At 69.2% G+C, this 25,433-nt stretch carries 24 protein-coding genes; 20 read left to right on the top strand and 4 right to left on the bottom strand.

Going from position 1 to position 25,433, the window contains the following annotated elements; translation table 11 throughout:
• Window positions 1-20 precede the first annotated feature (20 nt).
• Window positions 21-305, top strand: a complete 285-nt coding sequence (locus BLW75_RS20275) for a WXG100 family type VII secretion target (RefSeq protein WP_034304304.1) — start codon at window positions 21-23, stop codon at window positions 303-305.
• Window positions 306-418: 113 nt separating this feature from the next.
• Here the strand turns inward: BLW75_RS20275 and BLW75_RS20270 are convergent, their stop codons facing one another.
• Together BLW75_RS20270 and BLW75_RS20265 are read right to left on the bottom strand one after the other, a co-directional pair.
• On the bottom strand, window positions 419-1,153 hold the full coding sequence (locus tag BLW75_RS20270; RefSeq protein WP_034304306.1) for a DUF4333 domain-containing protein: 735 nt from the start codon (window positions 1,151-1,153) through the stop codon (window positions 419-421).
• A 59-nt stretch (window positions 1,154-1,212) separates the two neighbouring features.
• The gene (locus tag BLW75_RS20265; protein WP_034304309.1) at window positions 1,213-2,103 is read right to left on the bottom strand and encodes a hypothetical protein; all 891 of its coding nucleotides are present in this window, start codon (window positions 2,101-2,103) and stop codon (window positions 1,213-1,215) included.
• 276 nt (window positions 2,104-2,379) lie between these two features.
• Between BLW75_RS20265 and rplM the strand changes: the two genes are divergently transcribed.
• The 6 genes from rplM (at window position 2,380) to BLW75_RS20235 (ending at window position 8,351) form a co-directional block, all read left to right on the top strand.
• Entirely contained in the window at window positions 2,380-2,832 is a 453-nt protein-coding gene (rplM, locus tag BLW75_RS20260; protein ID WP_005166833.1) for a 50S ribosomal protein L13, read from the top strand.
• A 14-nt stretch (window positions 2,833-2,846) separates the two neighbouring features.
• Window positions 2,847-3,350 (top strand): 30S ribosomal protein S9, encoded by a 504-nt coding sequence (gene rpsI, locus BLW75_RS20255; protein ID WP_034304312.1) that lies wholly within the window; start codon window positions 2,847-2,849, stop codon window positions 3,348-3,350.
• Between the two features lie 255 nt (window positions 3,351-3,605).
• Window positions 3,606-4,940 (top strand): phosphoglucosamine mutase, encoded by a 1,335-nt coding sequence (gene glmM / locus BLW75_RS20250; RefSeq protein ID WP_034304315.1) that lies wholly within the window; start codon window positions 3,606-3,608, stop codon window positions 4,938-4,940.
• Between the two features lie 136 nt (window positions 4,941-5,076).
• The gene (locus BLW75_RS20245) at window positions 5,077-5,388 is read left to right on the top strand and encodes a hypothetical protein (RefSeq protein ID WP_034304317.1); all 312 of its coding nucleotides are present in this window, start codon (window positions 5,077-5,079) and stop codon (window positions 5,386-5,388) included.
• Window positions 5,385-7,844 carry a hypothetical protein gene (locus BLW75_RS20240; protein ID WP_034304318.1) on the top strand — a complete coding sequence of 820 codons (2,460 nt, stop codon included), beginning with the start codon at window positions 5,385-5,387 and terminating at the stop codon, window positions 7,842-7,844. Before BLW75_RS20245 ends, BLW75_RS20240 begins: the two co-directional genes overlap by 4 nt.
• A 30-nt stretch (window positions 7,845-7,874) precedes the next feature.
• Entirely contained in the window at window positions 7,875-8,351 is a 477-nt protein-coding gene (locus BLW75_RS20235) for a hypothetical protein (RefSeq protein WP_034304320.1), read from the top strand.
• Window positions 8,352-8,355: 4 nt separating this feature from the next.
• Here BLW75_RS20235 and BLW75_RS20230 read toward each other — a convergent pair whose 3' ends face one another.
• A complete protein-coding gene (locus tag BLW75_RS20230; protein ID WP_034304322.1) occupies window positions 8,356-9,288 on the bottom strand; it encodes a cytochrome P450 family protein in 933 nt (310 codons plus the stop codon).
• Window positions 9,289-9,338: 50 nt separating this feature from the next.
• Here BLW75_RS20230 and BLW75_RS20225 point away from each other — a divergent pair, with 50 nt between their 5' ends.
• The 5 genes from BLW75_RS20225 to BLW75_RS20205 all read left to right on the top strand — a co-directional run bounded on the left by BLW75_RS20225 (window position 9,339) and on the right by BLW75_RS20205 (window position 14,721).
• A complete protein-coding gene (locus BLW75_RS20225; RefSeq protein WP_091597923.1) occupies window positions 9,339-11,000 on the top strand; it encodes a fatty acyl-AMP ligase in 1,662 nt (553 codons plus the stop codon).
• Entirely contained in the window at window positions 10,990-11,295 is a 306-nt protein-coding gene (locus BLW75_RS20220; protein ID WP_034304326.1) for an acyl carrier protein, read from the top strand. The genes BLW75_RS20225 and BLW75_RS20220 overlap by 11 nt, the downstream gene beginning before the upstream one ends.
• Before the next feature lie 138 nt (window positions 11,296-11,433).
• Window positions 11,434-11,748, top strand: coding sequence for a hypothetical protein (locus tag BLW75_RS20215; RefSeq protein ID WP_034304329.1), 315 nt, complete (start codon window positions 11,434-11,436; stop codon window positions 11,746-11,748).
• Window positions 11,748-14,156, top strand: a complete 2,409-nt coding sequence (locus BLW75_RS43220; protein WP_034304332.1) for a collagen-like domain-containing protein — start codon at window positions 11,748-11,750, stop codon at window positions 14,154-14,156. The genes BLW75_RS20215 and BLW75_RS43220 overlap by 1 nt, the downstream gene beginning before the upstream one ends.
• A gap of 28 nt (window positions 14,157-14,184) precedes the next feature.
• Window positions 14,185-14,721 (top strand): hypothetical protein, encoded by a 537-nt coding sequence (locus BLW75_RS20205; RefSeq protein WP_034304334.1) that lies wholly within the window; start codon window positions 14,185-14,187, stop codon window positions 14,719-14,721.
• A 49-nt stretch (window positions 14,722-14,770) separates the two neighbouring features.
• Here BLW75_RS20205 and BLW75_RS20200 read toward each other — a convergent pair whose 3' ends face one another.
• Window positions 14,771-15,595 (bottom strand): dienelactone hydrolase family protein, encoded by an 825-nt coding sequence (locus tag BLW75_RS20200; protein ID WP_034304337.1) that lies wholly within the window; start codon window positions 15,593-15,595, stop codon window positions 14,771-14,773.
• 171 nt (window positions 15,596-15,766) lie between these two features.
• On the opposite strand from BLW75_RS20200, the gene glmS reads away from it, so the two are divergent.
• The 8 genes from glmS to tsaE all read left to right on the top strand — a co-directional run bounded on the left by glmS (window position 15,767) and on the right by tsaE (window position 25,374).
• Complete coding sequence (gene glmS, locus BLW75_RS20195) at window positions 15,767-17,629, top strand: glutamine--fructose-6-phosphate transaminase (isomerizing) (protein WP_034305013.1); 1,863 nt, start codon at window positions 15,767-15,769, stop codon at window positions 17,627-17,629.
• A gap of 15 nt (window positions 17,630-17,644) precedes the next feature.
• Entirely contained in the window at window positions 17,645-19,084 is a 1,440-nt protein-coding gene (locus BLW75_RS20190; protein ID WP_034304340.1) for a bifunctional ADP-dependent NAD(P)H-hydrate dehydratase/NAD(P)H-hydrate epimerase, read from the top strand.
• A gap of 235 nt (window positions 19,085-19,319) precedes the next feature.
• Complete coding sequence (locus BLW75_RS20185) at window positions 19,320-20,135, top strand: DeoR/GlpR family DNA-binding transcription regulator (RefSeq protein ID WP_034304342.1); 816 nt, start codon at window positions 19,320-19,322, stop codon at window positions 20,133-20,135.
• Window positions 20,125-21,552: a xylulokinase gene (xylB, locus tag BLW75_RS20180; RefSeq protein WP_034304344.1), complete on the top strand. Its 1,428-nt coding sequence runs from the start codon at window positions 20,125-20,127 to the stop codon at window positions 21,550-21,552. Before BLW75_RS20185 ends, xylB begins: the two co-directional genes overlap by 11 nt.
• A gap of 4 nt (window positions 21,553-21,556) precedes the next feature.
• Complete coding sequence (locus tag BLW75_RS20175) at window positions 21,557-22,648, top strand: ABC transporter ATP-binding protein (RefSeq protein WP_034304347.1); 1,092 nt, start codon at window positions 21,557-21,559, stop codon at window positions 22,646-22,648.
• 28 nt (window positions 22,649-22,676) lie between these two features.
• Window positions 22,677-23,816, top strand: coding sequence for an alanine racemase (gene alr / locus BLW75_RS20170; protein WP_034304349.1), 1,140 nt, complete (start codon window positions 22,677-22,679; stop codon window positions 23,814-23,816).
• Window positions 23,813-24,910, top strand: coding sequence for an alpha/beta fold hydrolase (locus BLW75_RS20165; RefSeq protein ID WP_034304352.1), 1,098 nt, complete (start codon window positions 23,813-23,815; stop codon window positions 24,908-24,910). The genes alr and BLW75_RS20165 overlap by 4 nt, the downstream gene beginning before the upstream one ends.
• Entirely contained in the window at window positions 24,910-25,374 is a 465-nt protein-coding gene (gene tsaE / locus BLW75_RS20160) for a tRNA (adenosine(37)-N6)-threonylcarbamoyltransferase complex ATPase subunit type 1 TsaE (protein WP_034304355.1), read from the top strand. Before BLW75_RS20165 ends, tsaE begins: the two co-directional genes overlap by 1 nt.
• The last annotated feature ends 59 nt before the right edge of the window (window positions 25,375-25,433 follow it).

Below are 25,433 nucleotides of genomic sequence, written 5' to 3'. Positions count from 1 at the left end.
CTTAATCACTGGAGGAATTCATGGGCGAGATGAAGGTCGATTACGCCACGATCCACGCGGCGGCCGACGACTGCAAGAACACCGGCGGCGAGCTGGAGTCCCTCTTCGGGCAGCTGAAGAGCGACCTCGCTCCGCTGGTCAACACCTGGCAGGGTGACGCGCAGACCGCGTACCTCGCCGCGCAGACCGAGTGGGACAACAAGTTCGAGGAGCTCAAGCAGCTGCTCGCGCAGGTCGCCGGCGTGCTGCCGCAGCTGGCCGACGGTTACCAGGCCACGGAACAGGGCGTCACCGGCCTGTTCTGAGTCTTCCGGCTCCGAACGAGCAACGGCGGGCAGGCATCTTCGGATGCCGAGCCCGCCGTTTCGTTTGTGTCAAAGGAAAAGCCGCGACGGAAACCCGTCGCGGCTTTTTCGTGTCAGTGCGGTGCGCCGACCTCGAATTCCGGGGTGGTGTTCAGCACCCGGACGGTGACTTTCTTCTGCTGCCCCGAAAGATCGATCGAGCAGTCGAACGTGGTGCCGTTCTCCACTGGCCGGCCGGAAGGACAGGACACGTTCTTCACGTCCGGCTCCCCGTAGTGCTCGTTGAGCACCCGCGCGACACCGTCCTGGACCGACTTCTGATCGAGCGTGTCGCCCGCGAACGCGCCGAGCAGCCAAGCGCCGACGCCGCCCGCGATCACGACGGCCGCGGCGATCCCGCCGATCAGCAAGGTCTTCTTGGAGGCCTTGGGCTTCTTCGCCGGCTCTGTTCCGAAAGCGCCGAGCCCGCCGTACTGCGAGGACTGGGCGGGCTGGAATCCGCCGCCGTACTGTCCCTGCGGGGGAGTGCCCGGAACCTGGTGCGGTGCTTGCCAATCCTGCTGTGGCGCGGGCTGCTGCTGCGGTTGCTGCCACGCCGTCCCCGGTGCGGGAGTGCCGCTTTGCTGCCAGGGCCCGGAAAAGGAGCCGGTGACGCCGGGCTGCTGCTGCCACTGTCCCGTGTAGGAACCGGTGGTCGCCGCGTTCGGATCGTTCTGCTGCCACTGCCCGGCGTGCGGTCCGGTGGCCTGCCCTTCCTGCTGCCAGCCCTGTTGCTGGTTCGCGGGATTGGCGGGCGGCTGCCACCACTGCTGCGGCTGCTGCGGCTGCTGTTCGGGGGGCTGGCTCATCGGTGGTCACCTCGGGACTTCGGGAACTTCACGGCGTCGGGACGAAAGGGGGCCATGCCTCAGACGCCCTTCAACTCGCTGAACCGGCGGTTGAAGTCGTCCTTGGCCGCCTTGTCCGGCAGCACGGTGATCTGCGAGGCGTCGGGCAGCTTGGGCAGGTCCTGCGCGCTCGCCTTGCCGGTGAAGCGGAAGTCGTAGCGCAGCTCGATCTTGTGCCCACCACCCTCGATCTTGGCGTCCATGACGATCTGGTTCAGCGTGCCGTCCGAGTTGAGGGAGACGGTGGTGCGCACCGGCGCCTTCTTCATCTCGGCCGTGACGGCCCCGCTGATCGTGGGCGGCAGGATCTCCACCCGCCGTTCCATGAACTTCCCGAACGGGATGTCGGCGGTCAGCTCGATCCGGTTCTCCGGAAGGCTTTTGGCGCCCTTCACGATCTTCTTGTCCGCGTTGTAGGACACGGCGATCGCGTCGGCCATCTTGCAGGCGGTGATGATCCCGACCCAGGCGCACGGGATCGCCAGCCCGGCCTCCGACTTCGGCATCGAGACCCACGGTGTCGGGGCGAGGCTCTTGTAGACGGGGCCGAGGTACACGTACTCGACAGTCCCGTCGGCGGGCGTGTACCAGTCGATGCTGTCGTCCGGGTTCTTCTGCGAGCGCTGACGGCTGACCCGGCCTTCCGGCGAACCGGTGCGGGCCGAGGAGATCGTGCTGCGGATGTACTTCTCGTCGAACCGGAAGTAGGCGCCCGACTCGCTGGTGACGTCGCGCTGCTGGCCGATGGTGTCCTGGAGCTTGTTCATCGCCGTTTCGAACTTCGTGCCGACGTAGGTCGCCGCGTCGTCACCCTTCGGCACGGCGGTGCCCGCCCGCCCCTGGCCGCAGGCGGTGGTGAGCGCCAGCACGGCGCTCAGCACGCACAAGATGGTCGTTGGACGTTTGTTCATCGCCGTTCCCCTGATCGAGTCCCCCGCGCGCGGTGCGCGTCCGGATCGTCTCATCCTCTCCCGCGAACGACGATGCCGTGGGCGGTTCCGCCACACCGGCGGGGTACAGTTGCGGGGCGCCCGCCGGGCGCCGGTCCTAGTATGGGACCCCGGACCGACCCCCGCTTCGCAGTAGGGTCGGGCGTGGGGGTATCTTCATATGTCGTTGTGCGCTGCGGCGCGTAAGCGCTAGGCCCGCACAGAACCCACACGCAATGTTGACGACGAGGTAGACCCTTGCCCACGTACAGCCCCAAGCCCGGCGACGTCACTCGTGCCTGGCACGTGATCGACGCCGAGGATGTCGTGCTCGGCCGGCTCGCGACCGAGGTCGCCACGCTGCTGCGCGGCAAGCACAAGCCGACCTACGCCCCGCACGTGGACACCGGTGACTTCGTCATCATCGTCAACGCCGAGAAGGTCGCGCTCACCGGTAACAAGCGAGAGCAGAAGTTCGCGTACCGGCACAGCGGTTACCCCGGTGGTCTGCGTAAGCGCTCCTTCGGCGAGCTGCTCGACACCAAGCCCGAGCACCTGCTCGAGAAGGTCGTCAAGGGCATGCTCCCGAAGAACAAGCTCGGCCGCGCCCAGGCGAAGAAGCTCAAGGTCTACGCCGGTGCCGAGCACCCGCACGCCGCGCAGCAGCCGCAGGCGCGCGAGATCACCAAGATCGCGCAGGTCGCGCAGTGAGTGAGGAACAGTCTGTGACCAGCACCGAGACCGAGGCCGTCGAGGCTGTCGCGACCACGGAGACCGCTCCGGTGGGCGACGCCGTCGCGACCAGCGAGACCCCCGCCGCCCCGCGCCCGTCGCGTGCCGCCGGTGGCAACGCCCAGACCGTCGGCCGTCGTAAGGAAGCCGTCGTCCGGGTGCGCGTCGTTCCCGGTACCGGTGAGTTCAAGCTCAACGGCCGCACGCTCGAAGAGTACTTCCCGAACAAGGTGCACCAGCAGCTCATCCGTGAGCCGCTGGTGACGGTCGACAAGCCCGACTCGTTCGACATCTTCGCCAACCTGCACGGTGGCGGGATCTCGGGCCAGGCCGGCGCGCTCCGTCTCGCGATCGCCCGTGCGCTCGTCGAGGTCGACGCCGACGACCGTCCGGCCCTGAAGAAGGCCGGCTTCCTGACCCGTGACGCCCGCGCCACGGAGCGGAAGAAGTACGGCCTCAAGAAGGCCCGTAAGGCTCCGCAGTACAGCAAGCGCTGATCGCGCCTCTGGCGCAACCCGCGGAAGCGCCCATCCGTCTCTCGGATGGGCGCTTCCGTGTTTCCGGGGTCCTTCGGCCCCTCTCGCCCCCAGCCCCACCCGTCACACCCACCCCATGCGCCCCACCCGTGTCACGTTTAGCCCGCTAAAGTCGCGCGCGTCGCGTTTAGCCCGCTGAAGGCGAGACGGGGGCGTGGACAGGTCGGCAGGGGGACTGGCTAGGTTGTCGTGGTGGTTTTTCAAGGAGGTCGACAGATGGCTCGTCTATTCGGTACCGACGGCGTACGTGGCCTCGCCAACGAGGAGCTGACCCCGGAGCTGGCGCTCTCGCTCGCCGCCAGCGCCGCCCGCGTTCTGGCCGCCCACGACCGCTCGCACCGCCCGGTCGCGGTCGTCGGCCGTGACCCGCGCGCCAGCGGCGAGATGCTCGAGGCCGCCGTCGTGGCGGGCCTCACCTCCGCGGGTGCCGACGTGCTCCGCCTCGGCGTCCTCCCGACGCCCGCCGTCGCCTACCTGGTCGGCGCGCTCGAAGCGGATCTCGGCGTGATGATCTCCGCCTCCCACAACCCCATGCCCGACAACGGCATCAAGCTCTTCGCGGCGGGTGGCCACAAACTGCCCGACGGGATCGAGGACGAGATCGAAGCCGGTCTCTCCGCTCCCGTCACCCGCCCGACCGGCATCGGCGTCGGCCGGGTGAAGGACGTCCCCGACGCGGGTGACCGCTACATCGAGCACCTGCTGTCGGCCACCCCGCACCCGCTCGCAGGGCTGCGGGTCGTCGTCGACTGCGCGAACGGCGCCTCCTCCTTCGCCGCCCCCGAGGTGTACCGCAAGGCCGGCGCCGAGGTCATCGCGATCCACGCCGACCCGGACGGCGTGAACATCAACGAGCACTGTGGTTCGAATCACCCGGAAGCGTTGCGCGCCGCCGTCGTCGAGCACGGCGCCGACCTCGGGATCGCGCACGACGGTGACGCGGACCGCTGTGTCGCGGTCGACGCCGCGGGTGAACTCGTCGACGGCGACCAGATCATGGCCGTCCTCGCGCTCGCGCTCGCCGAGACCGGCGAACTGACCAAGAACACCCTGGTCGCGACCGTGATGAGCAACCTCGGCCTGCATCTGGCGATGCGCGCGCACGACATCAACCTCGTCACCACCGCCGTCGGAGACCGCTACGTCCTCGAAGAGCTCCGCGCGAGCGGGTTCGCGCTCGGTGGCGAGCAGTCGGGCCACGTCGTCCTGCCCGCCTACGCGACCACCGGCGACGGCCTCCTCACCGCGCTGCGTGTGATGAGCCGCATGGCGTCCACCGGCAAATCGCTCGCCGAGCTCGCCGCGGTCATGAACCGCCTGCCGCAGGTGCTGGTGAACGTCCCGGTGGCGGACAAGGCGGCCGTCGCCGTCTCGGCCGCGGTCCGCGACGCCGTCGGCGCCGTCGAGGCGGAACTCGGTGAAGAAGGCCGTGTCCTGCTGCGCCCGTCGGGCACCGAGCAGCTGGTCCGCGTCATGGTCGAGGCCACCGCGCACGACACCGCACAGGCGGCCGCGGACCGGCTCGCGGGAGTCGTCTCCTCCGCCTCGTAACCCCTCTCACGATCTCCCCAAGTCGCTGCGCTGGGGTTACCGGCCCGGTACATTCCGTGTGCAAGGAGCGGCACCGGGAGGGCTTGGGCCACGTCTGATCTCCGACGCAGATCGTTGCCCAGGGTGAGGGGGAGACATGGCCGGCGGCCACAAGGTCGATCCGCAGGCGTTGACGCAGGCGGCCAAGGCACTGAGCGACATTCCGAAGCACGCTTTGGAACAGCCGTTGGCCGCGGTCAAGGACATCCAGCTGACCGCGATGGATTTCGGGCAGGGGCACCAGGACAGCTACGGCCCGTACCGGCCGGCCGTCACACGGCTGGCCAATATGGCCGACAGCTACCTCAAGGCCGCTGACCTGTTCGCGCAGAAGCTGAACGCTTCGGGCGGCAAGTACGAGGCCAACGAAGCCGACACGAGTCAGGCCGTGAAGGCGAGCGGCCGGTGACCGCCCAGGAAGAAGACGACCTCCCGACCCGTGCCGAGGTCGAGCAGATCATCAACGACACGCGGATCCCGTGGGACGTCCGGCGTGATCTCGCCCTTCAGTACATCGACTACATCGAAGATGAAGACCCTGATGAGGTCGGCTTCGCCAGCGATGAGGACAAGAACGGTTTCCGTGACGCCGTAAAGGCGCAGATGAAGATCAGCGAAGGCGATCTCAACGGGAACAACTTCTGGGGCGGGATGCTTTCCGACACCCAGCTGATCAACAGCCTGGAAGACAGCGTCCAGGTCGCGTACGGCAATGCCAAGGGCTATGTCGACAAGTTCGCCGAGGACGAGCGTCAGGCGAACCAGAAGGCCAACGCCGACGCCAGGACGGGCCTCGACCAGATGGCCTCCAAGGCCTCCGCGACCAACCCCGCCGCGGAGACCTCGGACCAGATCCTGGACTTCGGCAAACCCTCGTTCCGGAACATCGAGATCTTCGTCCCGCTCTACAACCGTTCGGTCGCGGCGGTGCGTTCCGGTACTCCGGCCGACATCAACCAGCTGCGTGAGCTGTACGACCAGCAGCGGAAGATCCCTTTCGGCAAATTCGCGGCCGGTGCCGACGAGTTCACGAAGCTGAAGGAAGCGGTCGCCACTTCCTCCGCTGATGTCTCCGGGGAGATGAAGAAGAACCTCGGCGGCTGGGAGGGTGCCGCCGCCGACCAGGCGCGGACCTATCAGCAGAACTACGAGGCCAAGACGAAGGTCGTCGCCGACGGCGCGGAACACGCCGCCGTCGCGATGATGACGGCGGCCGGTTCGGTCGCGAAGTTCTGCCGTGACAAGGCCGACTGGATGATCAAGGCGTCGTGTGACCGTCTCGGCGAGGTGACCGCGCAGGATCTGGACCGGATCATCCGCATCGCCGAGCTCGGCAACAACGCCAGCCAGGACGATTTCAGGCACTGCTCGAAGTTCCTCGATCAGCAGTCGCGCGACATGATCAACGACGAGGACTGCGACCTCGACGACGAGACGATCAATCACATCATCGGGCAGGTCAAGGCGTATCTGTCGGGCACCTTCAACGCGTTCTACTCGAAGTACCTGACCGACTTCCGGACCATGTGCGCCAACACGCACGCCGCGGTCGCGGGGGCTTGGCAGGGCTTGACCGACTTCTTCAGCCAGCTCGAAGAGAACCCGTTCGTCAATCTCGACGCGGCGGCCGGGACCTCGGACGGTGGGTTCAAGACCGGCGGAGGACCGGACGACGGCGGCGGTCGTAGCGGAGGACCGGGTGCCGGGCCGGGTAGTGGAGGCGGGGGCAACACCACGCCGATCGGCGACACGAAGCCTCCCGCCCCTCCGGCGCCGCCGACCCCGCCGGATCCGAACATCAACCCCGTCACGGACAAGCCGCTCGAAGTCGACCCGGAGACCGGCGAGGCGTATCCGATCGATCCACGCACCGGCGAGGCGGTCAAACCGGAGAGCCCGGAATCCGTCACCGTCGAGCAGGGCGATCACAAGATCTCCATGGCCGAGCCCGGCAAGGACGGCAAGATGGGGATCTCGGTCGAAGACGGCACAGGACAGCCGAAGGAGTACAAGCTCGACTTCGGTGACTCGCGGCCGTTGCCGTTCGACACACCGAACCGCGGACCCGGGGGTGACGCCGCTCAGTCGCCGGACGCTCCGCGCGCGGACGACCAGGCGTTCAAACCCGGCCAGGACGGCAAGATCCACATCGAGGACGGTGGCCTCAAGATCACCGCCGAGCGGCCGGACGGGCCCGATGGACCCACCCGTGTCACGGTCGACGACGGCAGCGGCAAGCCGACGACCTACACCCTCGGCGAAGAGAGCCCTCCGGCCAAGACAGCCGGCGGTGGTGCTCCCGAAGCTCGTTCGGACGCCGCCGTGCCGGGTGGCAGGCACGCCGCCGAGCACGTTCCCGGTCAGCCGGTCGAAGCGGTGGCGAGGGACCATGCGACGCCGCAGGCCGATCCGGAGCCGGCAGCACAAAACGGAGGCCAGCCCGGGCGGCCGCACGACGTTCCGGCTTCCGGCGCGGTCGAAGTCCCGGCGGCCGCCACCGAGCAGACCGCACCGGCGGCGGATTCGGAGTCGACCTCGCCACAGTCGCTGGGCAATCCCATGGGCGACGACGGACTCGGCGAGGTCTCAGACCCGGCGGGTGCCGGCGGCGGCGCGTCCACGCCCGCATCCTCAGGCCTCGGCTCGGCGCCGGGCGGCGGCGATCAGTCCGCCATGGCCATGGGCGGCGGAATGGGCATGATGGGCGGCGGCATGATGGGCGGTGCCGGAGCGGGCGGCGGTGGCGAGGATCAGCAGCGCACCTCGAGCGGCTACCGCGTCGACGGCGGCCTGTTCGACACCGCGACGTCGAGCAGCCGGATCAGTGGCTCTCTCGACGACGACGGTGTCATCGGGTTCCGCTAGCGGCCGGCATCAGCGAGGGGAGGACTGACCGTGGGTTCCGAAGACGCGCTTGCCGCGATGAAGAGCAAATTGGCGAACTTGGAGAGCGAGAACTCCGCCCGGATGGCTCTGCTCGACAAACGCCGTGAAGAGGCGCTCGCCGAGGCCAAGGAGAAATTCGACAAACAGTCGAAGATCCAGGGCGGTGTCATCGTCCGGTTGCAGGAGCGCAACCGTAAGGCCAAGGCCGCGGGTGGCTGGGCGACCGAGTCGACGCTCTCCGAGAAGGTCGAGGACGACGGCGACTTCGGGTTCGAGGAGGACGAGACCGAGAACGAGCGCCGAGCCGGGTATCGGACGGCCGAGGAGCCGCCGATCGCGTACCGGCCGCCTGCTCCGTCCGTTCCCGCGCCGCCGCAGCCACCGGCGCCTGTGCCGGACGAGCGTCCGGCCGGGCGGCATCGGCGGGCGGCCGCAGCGCGAGGCGACGACGACGATTTCGCCGACACCGACTGGCTGGCGACCTGAACGGTCAGGTTCGCAGCGCGACGATGGCCCGCTCGACGCCGTGGAAGACGGCGTGCGTCTTGTACCGCACCTCCTCGGCGACGTGGTCGGGAGTCAGGATCTCGGCAAGGGCGCGAAGCGCGACTTCGCCCTCGGCGACCGCCACTCGCGAGCCGGGGCAGGTGTGCCTGCCGAGGCCGAAGGCGAGTTCGTCGCCGGGGCCCAGGGGGATGGCCAGTTTGTCCCCGGTCGTGAAGTCCTTGCCCGCCAAGGAGAACGGCGTGGTCACGCGGCGGGCGGCGAAGCGTGTCGGGGCGATTTCGTGGATCAAACCGCGTACGTCGTCGAGGACGTCTGGACGGCGTAGGAGTTCCAGTCCGGCGAGGGCGAGGAAGTTCATGGAGTTCTCGTACGCCGCGTGGGCGAGCATCACCGGCGTGATCATCAGCTCGTCTTCGGTGATCCGGCCCGCTTCGTGCGCTTCGCGGAGCAGCGCCAGCCCGCCGCCGTCGACGGCCTTCGCCTTGAGGAAGAACATCGCGACCCTGAGCGCGGCGGTGTCGGCCCCGGCGGGCCCGCCCGACCAGACGTCCAGATTCGCGGCGGTCTCCGAAAGATTCGTCAGGAGCTTTTCGCCGAGCGGCTCGACCGTGCCCAGCACCGCCTCCGTCACCCTGGCCGCCACCGGCCTGGCGAAATCGGCCACCAGGTCGAAGCGCGCACTCGACTTTAGCGGGCTAATCGTGACGCGCAGGTCTGTGAGCAGGGCATTCGGGAGGGGTTCCACCAGGGCGATGACCTCCTTGACGACCGCGCGGAGCCGCCGGTGGTCCGAGCCGTCCATCAGCAGGAGGTTCGGCGTCTCGGCGGCGGCACCGCCCGGGTTCGAGCTGAGCTCGCGGTCGCGCAGGGCCTTGACGCGATCCGCCGGATCGTCCAGCACGAAGAAGTCGTCCACGTTCGTATGATGCCCATGCGCCGCCGGAGGATGTGCCAGTGTCACCAGAAGTGCCCGAGGAAGTGTTGCGGACGCCGCTCGTGTTCCGCCTGCTCGAACGCGCCGACGTCGATCGTCCGGCGTACACGCACCTCGACTGCTCGAACCGGCATGAGCCCGTCGAGGACACGCTGACCTGGGCCGAACTGCTCGTCCACGTCCGGGCTGTCGCGGCGAAGCTGCGTGAGGTGATCCAGCCGGGAGACCGCGTCGCGATCACTGCGCGGCAGGACCTCTCTTACGTCGTCGCCTTCTTCGGCGCGCTGTACGCCGGGGCTGTCGCGGTGCCACTGTCCGCACCGGACGTCCGCGCTCACCGCGAGCGGCTCGTCGGGGTCCTCAACGACTGCGACGCCGACATCTGGCTCACGTCGGAGGCCCTGGTCGAGCGGCTGACCGAGTTCGCCGAGGCCGAGCCGGTTCCGGTGCCTCGCGAGATCATCGCCGTCGACACCCTGACGCTGGACCCGGCCGACCAGTCGCCGCCGTCGCCGGTCTCCCCCGAAGACCCCGCCTACCTGCAGTACACCTCCGGCACGACGCGATCACCCGCCGGCGTGATCATCACGCATCGGGCGTTGTCGGCCGCCTGCTGGCAGATCTGCGACGCCTACGACGTCGGCGAGCACACCACGTGCGTCGGCTGGATCCCGTTCTTCCACGACATGGGGCTGGCGCAACTGCTCGCGGGGACGATGCACGCCGGCGGCCGGACGGTGTTCATCGCGCCACTGGAGTTCATCCGGCGCCCGGAGCGCTGGCTGCTGCTGATGTCGTCGTATCCGAACACGCTCACCGCGGCCCCGAACTTCGCGTACGACCTGGTGACCGAGGCCGTGCCCGAGTCGAAGCGCGCGGAGTACGACCTCTCGACGGTGTCGATCGCGCTCAGCGGCAGTGAACCGGTCCGGGCGGCGACCGTGCGAGAGTTCCTCGCCGCCTATGAACCCCACGGCTTCCCGAGGGGCGCGTTCCGGCCGTCCTACGGTCTGGCCGAGGCTACGGTCTACGTCGCCAGCGGCGATTCCGGCGGCCCGGTGGTGACCGAAGTGGACGGCCGGGAAATCGTCGAAATCGGCTGGCCCAGGGGGCAGCGGGTCCGCGTCGTGCCACCGCCGGATCGCAGTTTGCCCGCTAAAGTCGACACGGGCGAGATCTGGGTCAAGGGGCCCAATGTGGCCGCCGGGTATTGGCGCCGTCCGGAGTTGACCGCCGAGGTGTTCGGCGCCGAACTCGACGGCGAAGGCGGCTGGCTCCGCACCGGTGACCTGGGCATGATCCGCGACGGCAGGCTGTCGGTGACCGGTCGCATCAAGGATCTGATCATCATCGACGGCCGCAATCACAGCCCCCACGACATCGAGGAGACGGTCGCCGCCGCGCACCCCCTTCTCGGGCCCGACCGAGTCGCCGCGTTCTCGGTCGACGGCGATGAGGGGGAGGGCGTCGTCGTGGTCGCCGAACGCGCGCGGAAAGCCCCTGACTTCGACGAAGCCGAGATCGCGCGGGCCGCCACCCGCGCCGTCGCCGAGCGGCACGACGTGCGGCTTCGTGCTTTCTTCCTGGTGAAACCCGGCGGCCTGCCCAGGACCTCCAGCGGCAAGGTCGCGCGTTCCGCGGCCAGAACGCGGTACTGGACCGCGGATGGGACAGAATTCCCCCATGGCAGCTGACGGGAGCGAGTACGTCGACGAGATCAAGGCCCTCGTCTGCGAAACCTTCGACGTCGATCCGGACACCATCGACGAGAACACGCCCTTCGCCGAGATGGGCGTCGACTCCCGGCGCCGCGTCCGGCTCCTGGCGACCGTCGAGGTGGAGTTCGGTATCGACATCGACCTCGACGAGCTGGATCGCCTGGTCGACATCCGCGGCGCGGCCACCGTGCTCGCCGAAGCCATCGACGCGGGCGCGAAACCGCGAAAACGCGGTCTACCAGGCTTCTTACGCCGAAATCGTTTGAGTTAGCAAAGGTGTGAATGTCCCTGCGGTCCGGATGGCCGATGGGTACATTCTGTGTGCATATGCGATGGCACCTGATGCCGCCGGCGTGCGTCGTAGGTAGGACAACGAGGCGGATACAGCGGGACGAAGGGGGCACCGGTCATGCCGGACGGGGGCTACAAAGCCGATTCAGAGGCGATGCTCACGGCGTCGACGTCGTTGGAGCGCGCGGCTGAGAACACGACGTCCGAGGCGGGGAAGGTAGGGCCGACGCAGGTCCAGCCCGCCGACTTCGGCCGGATCCACAAGGACTACCAAAAGGGCTACGCCACCGGAATTCTCGCCATTTCCGACGCGATGAAGGGCTACGCGGGCCAGCTCACCCAGCTCGCCGGCGGGGTCAGCACCGCGTCGACCCGCTACACCTCATCCGACCAGGCGAACGCCGCGGCGGCCAACAAGGCGGGAACCCAGTAATGAGTGAACCGACGCCCGCACAGATCAAGGAAATCCTGAACGACCCGTACGTCACTCAGGGCACCAAAGACGCGTTGGTGTTGTCGTTCGGCGGCAGGGAAGAGGCCTACAAGAAGGCCGTCGCCGAACGTGACTCGAACGCGGCCGGTGACAAGAAGCAGGCGGCCGCCACGAAACAGGCCGACAAGGATCTCGACTCCATGTCCCGGCCTGCCGCGGGTGGTTCCACCACCAAGTCCGACCAGGTGCTCGACCTCGGGAAGCCGGCGCTGGACTTCTTCTCCGACTGGGCCGAGCAGGTCTGGAACAAGATGCCGGACAAGCCGTACGAGATCAGCTACAAGACCGACATCTGGGACCGGTTCCACGAGAACCGCGAGATCAACTTCCAGAAGATGTTCGACGAGGTCGAAGATCTCGGCGACGCGAAGAAGGCCGTCGAGCAGACTCAGAAGGACGCGTCGGCGGCGCTGTCCACGCTCTTCCACGACTGGAAGGGCAAGGGCGCGACGGCCGCGAAGGTCAAGTACGAGCAGCGGATCCAGCCCGACGCGAAAGAGCTCATCGCGCAGATGGACGGCGCCATCAAACTGGTGCCGTCGACCATCGACAAGATCTACAGCGCGCTCAAGCTGAAGGTCGACGAAACGCTGAAGCTGCGAGTCGACAAAGTCGCCACGGCGCCGCTGTTCACGGCGAAGCAGGTCGTCGAGATCGCGAACGGCAAGGTCGATTCCAAAGAAAAGCTCATGGACGTCGCGTACTGGCTCGACTCCGCGTGTCCGGGCAACAATCTCGCCGAACGGCTGCGTGACGACGACTGCAAGCTGAACGACGAGAACAAGGACTACGCGATCGGGGCCGCGAAGCAGTGGCTGAAGGGCTCGTTCGCCACCGAGTTCGGTGAGCGGTTCGAGAACTTCAAGAAGCTCTGCAAGAACGCGAACGAGACGATCAACACGCAGTATCACGAGCTGTCGCGGTTCATGGAGGACTACACGAACCCGTTCCCCGCGCCCGGGTCCGAGAAGCCGCCCGTCGACGACGGCAAGGGCAAGGACAAGGGTGGCGGCGGTGACACCGGTGGGGGCACCGGCGGCGGTACTGGCGGGGGAACCGGTGGGGGAACGGGTGGTGGAAGCGGAAGCGGCGGCGGTGCCAGCACCCCGCCCGCCGCCACGGTTCCCGAGACGCCGAAGCCGGAGGACAAGCCCGCGGAGGGCATGAACCCGGTCACCGGCAAACCGCTCGAGCTGGACCCCGAGACCGGCAAGCCGTATCCGATCGACCCGGCGACGGGCGAGGCGATCAAGGACGGCATCGACGGTCAGGACACCATGACCGTCCAAAAGGGCGACAACAAGATCGAGATGACCGAGCCGGATAAAGACGGCAAAATGGACATCAAGGTCGACGACGGCAAGGGCAACGAGAAGGACTACAAGCTCGACTTCGACGACCCGAAGGGCGAAGAGGGCAAGGACGGCAAGCCCGGCGAAGAAGGTAAGGACGGCGAGTTCGGGCCGAAGGGCACCGTCAAGGAGGGCGAGCCCGGCCCCGACGGCGTCTACCGGCCCGGCCCGGACGGCAAGATCCACATCCAGGACGGCAACCTCAAGATCACCGCCGAGCAGCCGCAGGGACCGAACGGTCCGACCGTGGTGACCGTCGACGACGGCAAGGGCGAGCCGACCACCTACACCCTCGACGAAAAGGGTGAGAAGAAGGAGCTCAAGCCCGGCGACACCCTCCAGACCGACGACATCAAGAACGGCCTCGACGACCGGAACCCCGGCAACCCGCAGCCCGGCAAGGTCGAAGACGTTCGTCCCATGCCCGCCCCGGCTGACGGCATCGCTCCTCCCGGTGGTGGCGGCGGCGGTGGCTTCAGCGCTCCGGGCGGAGTCGAGGTCGGTGTCGGCGCCGAAGGGACCGCTTCGGTCTCGGCGGGGGCCGAAGCCAGCGCGGGTGGCGCGTCGGGTGCCGGCGGCGATGGCACCGTGCCGACCGCGGGAGGCGGCGGCAGCTTCGAAGGCGCGATCGGAAGCCCCCTCGAAGGTGCTTCGTCGGGGTCGCTGAACGAAGCCGGTTCCCTGGAAGCGGGCATGCAGTCCGGCGGCGGTGCGCAGCCTGCCGGGGCCGAAGGTGGTCTCGGGATGGCTCCCGGCGGGATGGACCCGGCGCCCGCGAGCGCCGGTGCCGCGAGTTCGCCCGCCGGAATGGGCGGCATGATGGGCGGAATGGGCGCCATGGGCGGCGCGGCCGGTGGCGGCGGGGGCGACACGCAGCGCGGGTCGAGCCAGTATCGCGTCGAGGGTGGCATTTTCGAGACCAGTGGTGCGGGCGGCCGGATCAGCGGGTCGCTCGACGACGAGGGCGGCGACCGTTCGATCAGTTACGAGCGATGATCGGTAGCCGGGGAACGAGGGAGGACCGATGAGCGCTGTTGACCGGCTGGCGGCCGCCATGTCCAGGCAGGACGCCGCCATCACGGAGCAGTTGGAGCAGCGCGGGCTGCGGGAGCGGCATCTCGCCGATGCCAAGGCCCAGGCGGCGGAGACCATGCAGAAGGACGCCGCCATCCACGACAAGTACGCCGCGCACATGCAGGAGCTGGGGAAGCGGAGCAAGGAGGCGGGCGGCTGGCTGACCGGCAAGACGACCGCCGACCGCAGCCACACGATCGGCTTCGACATCGAGGACGACGACAAGCCGGACGCCCGGTTCGCCGAGTTCGGTGCCCGCGCCGACGTGTCGCGACCGGCGCCGCCTCCGCCGCCTCTCCCGGTCGCGCCGGGGGTGCCCGGAATGCCGGCGACGGTGGACGTCCCGCCCGCGGCGCCGACGCCCGCTCCCAGCGCCGCGGCGCCCGAAGAGCCCGGCACGCCCGCGCGTCGCCGCGGTCGTCACGCCCGTGACGACAAGGGATTCGACGACGACGACTTCTCGAACAACTCGTGGATGGTCGACTGACCGGCTTCACCGCCGGATCGCGTTTAGCGGGCTAAACGCGAACCGGCGGTCAGGCGGCGGGTTCGTCCTGGAGCTCGATGGGGGCGCGTTTGACGTCGGCGTCCAGGAGGGGCTGGTACTTCGTCGTCCCCGTCAGGTGAGTGAGAAAGAACGCGGTGAAGAGCGCCCGCGTCAGCTGCTGGGTCCCGCGGTGCGGCTTCCCGTGCAGCAGCAACTGGCTCCAGTGCCTGCCCTCGGTGACGCCGAGATGCGACGATTTGCCGAGCGTCCTCAGCTGCACCGGCCCGCCCCACGCGCCCGCGATGGCCTCGGCATGTCCGACGGGCGGCGCGACCAGGTCTTCGCCGGCCGCGAGATGCAGGCCGGGCGCGGTCACCGAGCGGGCCGACACCGTCGCCGACGGCAAAGTCTGCGCGGGGGTGATGGTCGCGACCGCGCGGATCTCGGGTCGCTCTTCGTTCGCTGCGGCCTGCGCGGCGGCCAGCACCGCCGATCCGCCGCCGGTCGAATGCCCGGCCAGGCCGAGTTTCGCCGGGTCGACGCTGATGCCGTCCGGCCCGAGGCGGACCGTCGTGATCAAGTCGAGCGTCGTGAGCAGGTCACCGGCCAGAAGCCGGTGCGAAGGCAACGGACCGCGCTGCGTGGCCGGGGCCGCCGCGACGATGCCCCAGCTCGCGAGATGCCGGAGAAGATGCCGGTAGCTCCCGGTCGGCTGTAACCAGCCGTGCCCGAACGCGATCGCGGGCAGACCGAGTCCCGAACGGGGGGTGAACACGACGCCGGGCAGTCCGACCAGGGCGAGGTTGCCGCGCAGAACCTCGTGCGGACCTGGGTGGGACAGCTCCGCGAGCAGCTGCTTGGGCTTGCTGGCCATGTTCGTGACCTTACTGCCCGCGCCCCCGTCCGGCCCGCGCGCCGCCCCGGCGTTCGCCTTTCGCGGGCTAACCGCGCTGCTTAGCGTGCCTAAGCGTCGCGTTTAGCCCGCTGAACGCAGGTGCGGGCGCCCGGGCGAAGGGGCCGAATTTCCGTCGTTAGGCTGGTGGCCGTGTGTGGAATCGTGGGATACGTCGGACACCGCCCGGCCCTGGACGTCGTCATCGGCGGCCTGCGCAGGATGGAGTACCGCGGCTATGACTCGGCAGGCGTCGCGGTCCTCGACGGCGCCGGCGCGCTGAACGTCGAGCGCAAAGCGGGCCGCCTGGCCAACCTGGAGACCCAGCTCGACACCGTCGGCAGGGATGCCTTTACCGGTACCGCCGGGATGGGGCACACCCGCTGGGCCACGCACGGCGCCCCGGTCGACCGCAACTCGCACCCACACCGCGACGCCTCCCAGCGCGTCGCCGTCGTGCACAACGGCATCATCGAGAACTTCGCCGCACTGCGCGCCGAGCTCGAGGCCGAAGGCGTCGAAATGGCGAGCGACACCGACTCCGAGACCGCCGCGCACTTGATCGCCCGCGCCTACACCGAGGGCGACACGAAGGGCGACTTCGCGGCCAGCGTCGCCGCGGTCTGCCGTCGTCTCGAAGGCGCGTTCACCCTGGTAGTGACCATCGCCGACCAGCCGGACACCGTCGTCGCCGCCCGCCGTTCTTCGCCGCTGGTCGTCGGTGTCGGCGAGGGCGAGCACTTCGTCGCCTCCGACGTCGCCGCGTTCATCGAGCACACCCGCGAGGCGGTCGAGCTCGGTCAGGACCAGCTCGTCGTGATCACCCGCGACGGTTACGAGGTCACCGACTTCCACGGCGACGCCGCGCAGGCCAAGCCGTTCACCGTCGACTGGGACCTCTCGGCCGCGGAAAAGGGCGGCCACGAATACTTCATGCTCAAGGAGATCGAGGAGCAGCCGGAGGCGCTGGCGAACACGCTGCGCGGCCACTTCGACGGCGGCCGGATCATCCTCGACGAGCAGCGCATCTCCGACCAGGATCTGCGTGACGTCGACAAGGTCTTCGTCGTCGCCTGTGGTTCCGCGTACCACTCGGGCCTCGTCGCCAAGTACGCCATCGAGCACTGGTGCCGCCTCCCGGTCGAGGTCGAGCTGGCCAGCGAGTTCCGCTACCGCGACCCGGTGCTGGACCGCGCGACGCTGGTCGTCGCCGTCTCCCAGTCGGGCGAGACCGCGGACACCCTCGAAGCCGTCCGCCACGCGCGCGAGCAGAAGGCCCGCGTCCTGGCGGTCTGCAACACCAACGGCGCGCAGATCCCGCGCGAGTCCGACGCCGTCCTCTATACGCACGCCGGTCCGGAGATCGGTGTCGCCTCGACGAAGGCGTTCCTCGCGCAGATCGCGGCCAACTACCTGGTCGGCCTGGCGCTCGCGCAGGCCCGCGGCACCAAGTACCCGGACGAGGTCGCCCGTGAGTTCGCCGAGCTCGAGGCCATGCCCGCCGCGGTGCAGAAGGTCCTGTCCACTGTGGACCAGGTCCGTGACCTCGGCCGCCGGATCGCCGACTCGAAGGCTGTGCTGTTCCTCGGCCGTCACGTCGGTTTCCCGGTCGCCCTCGAAGGCGCGCTGAAGCTCAAGGAACTGGCGTACATGCACGCCGAGGGCTTCGCCGCGGGTGAGCTCAAGCACGGCCCGATCGCGCTGATCGAAGAAGGCCTGCCCGTCGTCGTGGTGATGCCGTCGCCGAAGGGCCGCGCGGTGCTGCACTCGAAGCTGGTGTCGAACATCAGCGAGATCCAGGCGCGCGGCGCCCGCACGATCGTGATCGCGGAGGAGGGCGACGAGACCGTCCGCCCGTTCGCCGACGAACTGATCGAGATCCCGGCCGTGCCGACGCTGTTGCAGCCGCTGGTCTCCACGGTGCCGCTGCAGGTGCTGGCCGCCGAGATCGCCCGCACGCGTGGGTACGACGTCGACAAGCCGCGTAACCTGGCGAAGTCGGTCACCGTCGAGTAAGAGACCGGAGGCGTCGTGCAGGGAATCTGGACCACGGAACGGATTCGCGCGGCGGAAGACCGGTTGCTCGCCGTCACTCCCGACGGCGAGCTCATGCGGCGCGCGGCTTTCGGCCTCGCGGTGCACGCCGCCGAAATGCTGGCCGAGCACACGGGTTCGGTTTCCGGGCGGCGGGTGACGCTGCTGGTCGGGTCGGGCAACAACGGCGGTGACGCCTTGTGGGCGGGCGCGTTCCTGCGCCGTCGCAATGTGGCAGTCTCGGCGATCCTGCTGAAGCCTGAACGTGCGCACGGCCCCGGTTTGGCCGCCTTGAAGCGATCCGGCGGCAAGATCGTGTCTCTTGAGGACGGTCCACAGTGGATCAGTCGAGCCGACCTCGTCGTCGACGGGATCGTCGGTATTTCGGCGCGCGGGTCGTTGCGGCCGGACGCCGCCGCGTTGCTGGGGCACGTGGGTTCGCCGGTGCTCGCGGTCGATTTGCCGAGCGGGGTGGATCCGGACACGGGTGCGGTCGACGGCCCGGCGGTCGTGGCCGACCGGACCGTCACCTTCGGCGCGCTTAAGCCGGTGCACGCCCTCGCGCCCGCGTCGTGCGGTGAGGTGTTCCTGGTGGACATCGGATTGCGGCTCACCGACCCCGATCTGCAGCGGCTCGATACGGCGGATGTCGCCGCCGCGTGGCCGGTGCCCGGCCCGGACGACGACAAGTACAGCCAGGGCGTGGTCGGGATCGCCGCCGGGTCGGCGACGTACCCGGGAGCGGCCGTGCTCGCGGCGGGTGCGGCGGTGCGGGCGACGTCCGGGCTGGTGCGTTACGCCGGTCATGCGGCGGATGTCGTGCGCGGGCAGTGGCCCGAGATCATCGCGACGGGATCGGTGACCGACGCGGGCCGGGTGCAGGCCTGGGTCGTCGGTCCCGGGATCGGCACCGGGAACGAGGGGCGGGACGTGCTGCGGTTCGTGCTCGGCCGCGGTGTGCCGGTGTGCGCGGACGCCGACGCGACGACGATCATCGCGCGTTCGCCCGACGTGCTCGACGCGCGCGACCCGGGCACGCCGCTCGTGCTGACTCCGCACGCGGGGGAGTTCGAGCGGCTCATGGGCGCGCCGCCGGGTGCGGACCGGGTCGCGGCGGCGCGGTCGGCCGCGCGCAAGTACGACGCCGTCGTGCTGTTGAAGGGGCACTGCACGGTGATCGCGGCGCCGGATGGGCGGGCGCTGGTGAACACGCCGCGGGGGTCGTGGCTCGCGACGGCCGGTTCGGGGGACGTGCTGTCCGGTCTGGTCGGCGCGCTGCTCGCTTCGGGGCTCGACCCGTGGCTGGCGGCCGGCGCGGCCACGCATGTCCATTCCCTCGCCGGATCCCTCGCCGCCGACGGCGCCCCGACCTCGGCATCCGGCATCCTCGCCGCGGTCCCGGACGCCATCCGGTCCGTGCGCTCCCTGACCTCCTGACCAGAGCCCGGACCTGCGTTTAGCCCCCTAACTGCGCTCTGAGGGCACCCGCCCGCAGAGCGCAGTTAGGGGGCTAAACGCAGGTCGGCGGGGCGGGGGAGGAAGATGGCAAAAAATGCGAGAGTTATCGAGTTACGTGTTAACTCCGGGCGAATAATCTGGTAAGAAGCAGGTGTGAGCGCCGACACCCGCCCCGCCGAGACCGCGATGGTCCGGGTCGTGAACGGTGTCACCCATGTCTAAGACCAGGCCCTCGGACGCCGCCGTCGAGCACCGGCGCCAGGAGATCCTCGACCACGTCATCGCCACCGGCGAGGTCCGCATCGACGACCTCACCACCCGCTTCGGCGTCAGCCTGATGACGATGCACCGCGACCTCGACGACCTCGCGGACCGCCGCCTCCTCCGCAAACTCCGCGGCAAGGTCGAGGCCTACCCCGCGACGACCATCGAGTCCGCCGCCCGCTTCCGCGACACCTTCAACCAGGCCACGAAGGATGCCCTGGGCGAGGCCGCCGCGGCGCACGTCCACTCCGGCCAGACGGTCTTCGTCGACGACTCGACGACGCTCTTCCCGCTCGTCCGCCGCCTCGGCCAGGTCGAAGACCTCACCGTCCTCACCAACTCGCTCGAAGCCGCCCGCATCCTCGGCCCGGCCAAGAACGTCGAGGTCGTCCTGGCGGGCGGCCGCTATCACCATGAGTTCGACTCGTGCGCCGGCCCGGACGTCGTCGCGTTCCTCGACCGCACGCACGCCGACATCGCGTTCGTCTCGGTCGCCGCGGTGGCGGTCGGCCGTCTGTTCCACCCGGTCCAGGACTACGCCGAGCTCAAGAAAGCCGCGCTGCGCACCGCCGACCGCAACGTCCTGGTCGTCGACAACTCCAAGTTCGGCCGCACCGCCACCTACGCGTACGGCGACATCGGCGATTACGACCTCCTGATCACCGACGAAGAGGCGCCGACCGAGGAGATCGAGGCGGCGTTGACCGCGGGAACCGCCATCGAGCAGGTCGAATGCGCACCGGAGGGCCCGGAATATGAGTTCTGATCTGGTGGCCGGAATCGACTCGTCGACCCAGTCGACGAAGGTCGTCGTCTGCGATGCGAACACCGGCGAGATCGTCCGCACCGGCCGCGCCTCGCACCCCGACGGCACGGAGGTCGCCCCCGCCGCCTGGTGGGATGCGTTCCGCGAGGCCACGAATGGTCTGCTCGAGGGCGTCGGCGCCATCGGCATCGGTGGTCAGCAGCACGGCATGGTCGCCCTCGACGAGGCGGGCGCCGTCGTCCGGCCCGCATTGCTGTGGAACGACACCCGGTCCGCGAAGGCGGCCGAAGACCTCAGCGGCGAGCTCGGCCCGGAGAGCTGGGCGAAGTCCGTCGGCTCGGTGCCGGTCGCCAGCTTCACCGTCACGAAACTGCGCTGGATGGCCGAGAACGAGCCAGAGCTGGCCGATCGCGTCGCCCGGGTCCTGCTCCCGCACGACTGGCTGACCTGGCGGCTGCTGGGCGACGGCGCCGAGCCGGTCACCGACCGCGGCGATGCTTCCGGCACCGGATACTTCTCGCCCGCCACCGGCGAGTACCGCCAAGACCTCCTCGCGCATGCCTTCGGCGGCCGCACGCCCGAACTCCCCAAGGTCATCGGCCCCGCCGAAGCCGCCGGTCACACTCCGGACGGGATCCTGGTCTCGGCCGGGACCGGCGACAACATGGCCGCCGCTTTCGGTCTCGAACTCGCCCCCGGCGACGTCGTCGTCTCGCTGGGCACCAGCGGCACCGTCTTCGGAGTCTCCGAAACCCCGAGCGCCGACCCCTCCGGAATCGTCGCGGGATTCGCCGACGCCACCGGCCGCTTCCTCCCGCTGGCCTGCACCCTCAACGCCGCCCGCGTGCTCACGGCCACTTCCGCGATGCTCGGCGTCGACCTCGCGGAGTTCGACAGGCTGGCGCTCACGGCCGGGCCCGGCTCCGGCGGCCTCACCTTCCTTCCTTATCTGGATGGTGAGCGGACGCCGAACCTCCCCGACGCCAACGGCACGCTCTTCGGCCTGACCCGCGCGAACATGACGCCCGAGAACCTTGCCCGCGCCGCCGTCGAAGGCATGCTGTGTGGACTCGCCGCCGGTCTCGACGCCCTGCGCGAGCAGGGGCTCGAAGTCCGCCGCGTGCTCCTGATCGGTGGCGGCGCGCAGTCGGCCGCCGTCCGCGCGGTCGCGCCGATCGTGTTCGGCGTGCCCGTCGTCATCCCCGAAGTCGCCGAGTACGTCGCGGTCGGTGCCGCGCGGCAGGCGGCCTGGGCCCTCGCTTCCAGCACGGAACCTCCCCGCTGGCAGGAACAGCACGGCTACACCCCACTCGAGCCGACCGAGGCGGACCGCGCCGAGGGGCACCGGATCCAGCAACGGCATCTCGAAGCCCGCGAACTCGGGCACGGCATTTCCGCGAAACCGAAAGAGGACTGAACCGATGGCCACGATCACCTACGACAAGGCGACCCGGCGCTACGCGGGCTCCGAGCGGCCCGCCGTGGACGCACTCGACCTCGAGATCGCCGACGGCGAGTTTCTCGTGCTGGTCGGGCCTTCCGGCTGTGGCAAGTCCACCAGCCTGCGGATGCTCGCCGGCCTTGAAGACATCGACGAAGGCGCCGTGTGGATCGGCGATCGCGACGTCACGCAGCTGCCGCCGCGTGCCCGCGACATCGCGATGGTCTTCCAGAACTACGCGCTGTACCCGCACATGACCGTGGGCCAGAACATGGGCTTCGCGCTGAAGATCGCGGGCCGCCCGGCGTCGGAGATCAAGCAGAAGGTGCTCGACGCGGCCAAGCTGCTCGACATCGAGCAGTACCTCGACCGCAAGCCGAAAGCGCTCTCCGGTGGTCAGCGCCAGCGTGTCGCGATGGGCCGCGCCATTGTGCGTGAGCCGCAGGTCTTCCTGATGGACGAGCCGCTGTCGAACCTCGACGCGAAGCTGCGTGTCTCCACCCGTACCCAGATCGCCGCGCTGCAGCGCCGCCTCGGCGTCACCACCGTGTACGTCACGCACGACCAGGTCGAGGCCATGACGATGGGCGACCGGGTCGCGGTCCTCTCGGACGGTCTCCTGCAGCAGTGCGACACCCCGCGCGCCCTGTACGACCGGCCCGCAAACGCTTTCGTCGCCGGATTCATCGGCTCGCCCGCGATGAACCTCGTCACCGCGAAGCTCACCGAAGACGGTGCCGAGCTGGGTGGCGCGCGCGTGCCGCTGACCCGCGAGATCCTCGCCAAGGCCGACGGTGACACGGTCACCCTCGGCTTCCGTCCGGAGTCGCTCGAGGTGACCACCAGCGAGGACGGCACCGTGCCGGTCAAGGTCGACCTCGTCGAGGAACTCGGCTCGGACGCGTACGTGTACGGCAAGCTGGCCGAGACCGACGCCGAAGGCACGAAGTCGAACGTCGTCACCCGTGTCGACCCGCGCAAGCCGCCGGCCATGGGCGACACCCTGCACCTGCGGATCCGTCCCGACGAGCTGCACGTGTTCTCCGCCACCGACGGGGCGCGCCTGTCCTGAGCCGGTTCGTGGGAAACTGGTGGTCGTTATGACCGCCAGTTTCCCGCGTGCCGAGGTCGTCATCGACCTGTCCGCCATCCGGCACAACGTCGCCCTGCTCGCCTCCCGCGCTCCCTCGGCCCAGACCATGGCCGTGGTCAAGGCGGACGGCTACGGGCACGGAGCCCTCGAGGTCGCCCGTGCCGCTGTCGAGGGCGGCGCCACCTGGCTGGGCACCTGCTCCCTCGGCGAGGCGCTCGCGCTGCGCCGGGCGGGGATCGGAGCCCGGCTCTTCAGCTGGCTCGACACTCCTGAAGCCGACTTCGCGCCCGCGGTCGCCGAAGACATCGACGTTGCCGTCAGCTCCCTCGACGAGCTGGCGCGCGTGGCCGACGGCGCTCGCCGCGCACGCGACTTCAGCGGGCTAAACGCGATCTGCCGGGTGCACCTCAAGATCGACACAGGGCTGTCCCGAAACGGCTGCCCACCTGCGGAATGGCCGGCGTTGGTCAAGGCCGCGGCGGCCGCGAAGCCGCTCATCGAGGTCGTCGCGATCTGGTCGCACCTCGCCTGCGCCGACGAGCCCGGCCACCCCTCTATCGACGCGCAGGCCAAGCGGTTCGACGAGGCCTACGACATCGCGCGTGCCGCCGGTCTGAACCCGATACGGCACATCGCGAACTCCGCCGCCGTGCTGACCAGGCCCGACCTGCACTTCGACCTCGTTCGCCCCGGGATCGCGATCTACGGGCTGAATCCGGTGCCCACCGGTGACGATCTCCGCCCGGCCATGACCTTCAAGTCGTCGGTCGTGCTCACGAAGCGGCTCCCGGCCGGCGAGTCGGTCTCGTACGGCCACAGCTGGACGGCCGAACGCGACACCACCCTCGCGCTGGTTCCCGTCGGATACGCCGACGGCGTGCCGCGGTCGCTGTCCGGACGGATGGACGTCCTGCTCGGCGGAAAGCGACGGCCGGTCGTCGGCCGCGTCTGCATGGACCAGCTCATCGTCGACTGCGGAGACGACGAGCCGTCCATCGGCAGCGAAGTGATCCTTTTCGGCAAGGGCGCGTTTGGCGAGCCCACGGCGCGGGAATGGGCCGACAAGCTGGGGACGATCGACTACGAGATCGTGACTTCGATGTACCGCCCGCGTGTCCACCGGACGTATCTGGAGGCAGGCTCGTGACACCTTCACGAAGACTGCTGGCCATCGTCGGTGGTGTCGGGGCCGCGGCCACCGGCACCGCCGCCGTGATCGCCGTCGCCGCCCAGCAGCGGCGGCAGAGTGAGGATCCGTTCGTGGACGAGCCGTTGGGGGATCTCGCACCGGATCGGACATCGACAGTGGCGGCGGAGGACGGCACGCCGCTCGCGGTCGAGGAGATCGATCCGGGCGATGGAGGAGAACCGGAGTTGACCGTCGTCGGCGTGCACGGATTCGCGTTGTCGAAGCGCTGCTGGCACTTCCAGCGGCGAGACCTCGCATCGCTGAGGCTGCCGCGCGTGCGTCAGGTGTACTTCGACCATCGCGGGCACGGGCAATCCGGTGCCGCGACCGCCGAGACCAGCACCATCGAGCAGCTGGCGCGCGACCTCGACATGGTCCTGCGTTCGGTGGTGCCGGAGGGGCCCATCGTGCTCATGGGGCACTCGATGGGCGGCATGGTGATCATGGAGCTCGCGGCGGAGCATCCCGAGCTGTTCGACGACCGTGTCTGTGGGGTCGCGTTCATCGCGACCGCGGCGGGTGAAGTCGGTGCTCGGGGGCTTCCGAGATCACTGCTCTCGAAGTACAACCCGCTCACGCGAGGCGTCGGCGGGCTGGCCGGGTGGCAGCCGGGACTCGTCGAATTCGTGCGCGCGGCAGGCGGCCAGCTGACCCGGCAGGCCGTGCGCAGGCTGGCTTTCGGCAGCCGTGACGTGTCCCCTCGACTTGTCGACTTCATGCTGGAAATGCTCGAAGTCACGCCGGTGCGCGGGCTCGTGAACTTCGTCGACACGCTCGGCAGCCACAACCGGTACGCCGCGCTCGCCGGCTTGAAGCACGCGCATGTGCTGGTCGTCGGCGGGGATTCCGATCGATTCACGCCGATCTCGCACGCCGAGCGGATCGCGGCGGAGCTGCCGGACGCGGAGCTGGTGCGCGTCCGCGGCGCGGGGCACATGGTGCAGCTGGAACAACCCGAACTGGTGAACAGCCACCTGATCGACTTGGTGCAACGATGCACCGGCACCGATGGTGAGACTTCCGAACGGCGGACCTGGTGGTGGCAACGCTGATGAATTTCGCTTTCCCGACTCCCGAGTCGACGATGGAGTTCGGGCGTGAGCTCGGACGCTCGCTGCGCGCGGGCGATCTGGTGCTGCTCGCCGGGCCGCTCGGCGCGGGCAAGACGACGCTGACCCGCGGGATCGCGGACGGTCTCGGGGTCGGTGGGCGGGTCAGCTCGCCGACGTTCGTGCTCGCCAGGGTGCATCCGGCCGGGGCCTCTGGGGTCGCCCTGGTGCACGTGGACGCGTACCGGCTCGGCGGTGATCTCTCGCAGCTGGACGACCTGGACCTCGATACCGAACTGGAGCGGTCCGCGTTGGTCGTCGAGTGGGGCGAAGGGTCCGCCGAACGCCTCTCGGACGACTACCTCATCGTGCGCCTTGAGCGCCGCGAAGACGATGTCCGCATGGTCACCCTGGAGCCCCATGGCACCTGGACCTCCCGCACGCCCGACCTGCGTTTAGCGGGCTAATCGCGATCTGCGGGGCCGACTTGCGTTTAGCCCCCTAATCGCGATCTGTGGCACCGGAT

This window comes from Amycolatopsis lurida, from assembly GCF_900105055.1.
Taxonomy (GTDB): domain Bacteria; phylum Actinomycetota; class Actinomycetes; order Mycobacteriales; family Pseudonocardiaceae; genus Amycolatopsis; species Amycolatopsis lurida.
Note: the sequence above shows the minus strand (reverse complement) of the source record. Positions and strands in the feature narration are given on the sequence as shown.

Excerpts from the sequence above, each read along its gene's own strand:
- BLW75_RS20275 (WP_034304304.1), top strand. The coding sequence starts at position 21 with ATGGGCGAGATGAAGGTCGATTACGCCACGATCCACGCGGCGGCCGAC.
- BLW75_RS20270 (WP_034304306.1), bottom strand. The coding sequence starts at position 1,153 with ATGAGCCAGCCCCCCGAACAGCAGCCGCAGCAGCCGCAGCAGTGGTGG.
- BLW75_RS20265 (WP_034304309.1), bottom strand. The coding sequence starts at position 2,103 with ATGAACAAACGTCCAACGACCATCTTGTGCGTGCTGAGCGCCGTGCTG.
- glmM (WP_034304315.1), top strand. The coding sequence starts at position 3,606 with ATGGCTCGTCTATTCGGTACCGACGGCGTACGTGGCCTCGCCAACGAG.
- BLW75_RS20245 (WP_034304317.1), top strand. The coding sequence starts at position 5,077 with ATGGCCGGCGGCCACAAGGTCGATCCGCAGGCGTTGACGCAGGCGGCC.
- BLW75_RS20220 (WP_034304326.1), top strand. The coding sequence starts at position 10,990 with ATGGCAGCTGACGGGAGCGAGTACGTCGACGAGATCAAGGCCCTCGTC.
- BLW75_RS20215 (WP_034304329.1), top strand. The coding sequence starts at position 11,434 with ATGCCGGACGGGGGCTACAAAGCCGATTCAGAGGCGATGCTCACGGCG.
- BLW75_RS43220 (WP_034304332.1), top strand. The coding sequence starts at position 11,748 with ATGAGTGAACCGACGCCCGCACAGATCAAGGAAATCCTGAACGACCCG.
- BLW75_RS20205 (WP_034304334.1), top strand. The coding sequence starts at position 14,185 with ATGAGCGCTGTTGACCGGCTGGCGGCCGCCATGTCCAGGCAGGACGCC.
- BLW75_RS20200 (WP_034304337.1), bottom strand. The coding sequence starts at position 15,595 with ATGGCCAGCAAGCCCAAGCAGCTGCTCGCGGAGCTGTCCCACCCAGGT.
- BLW75_RS20185 (WP_034304342.1), top strand. The coding sequence starts at position 19,320 with ATGTCTAAGACCAGGCCCTCGGACGCCGCCGTCGAGCACCGGCGCCAG.
- xylB (WP_034304344.1), top strand. The coding sequence starts at position 20,125 with ATGAGTTCTGATCTGGTGGCCGGAATCGACTCGTCGACCCAGTCGACG.
- BLW75_RS20175 (WP_034304347.1), top strand. The coding sequence starts at position 21,557 with ATGGCCACGATCACCTACGACAAGGCGACCCGGCGCTACGCGGGCTCC.
- alr (WP_034304349.1), top strand. The coding sequence starts at position 22,677 with ATGACCGCCAGTTTCCCGCGTGCCGAGGTCGTCATCGACCTGTCCGCC.
- tsaE (WP_034304355.1), top strand. The coding sequence starts at position 24,910 with ATGAATTTCGCTTTCCCGACTCCCGAGTCGACGATGGAGTTCGGGCGT.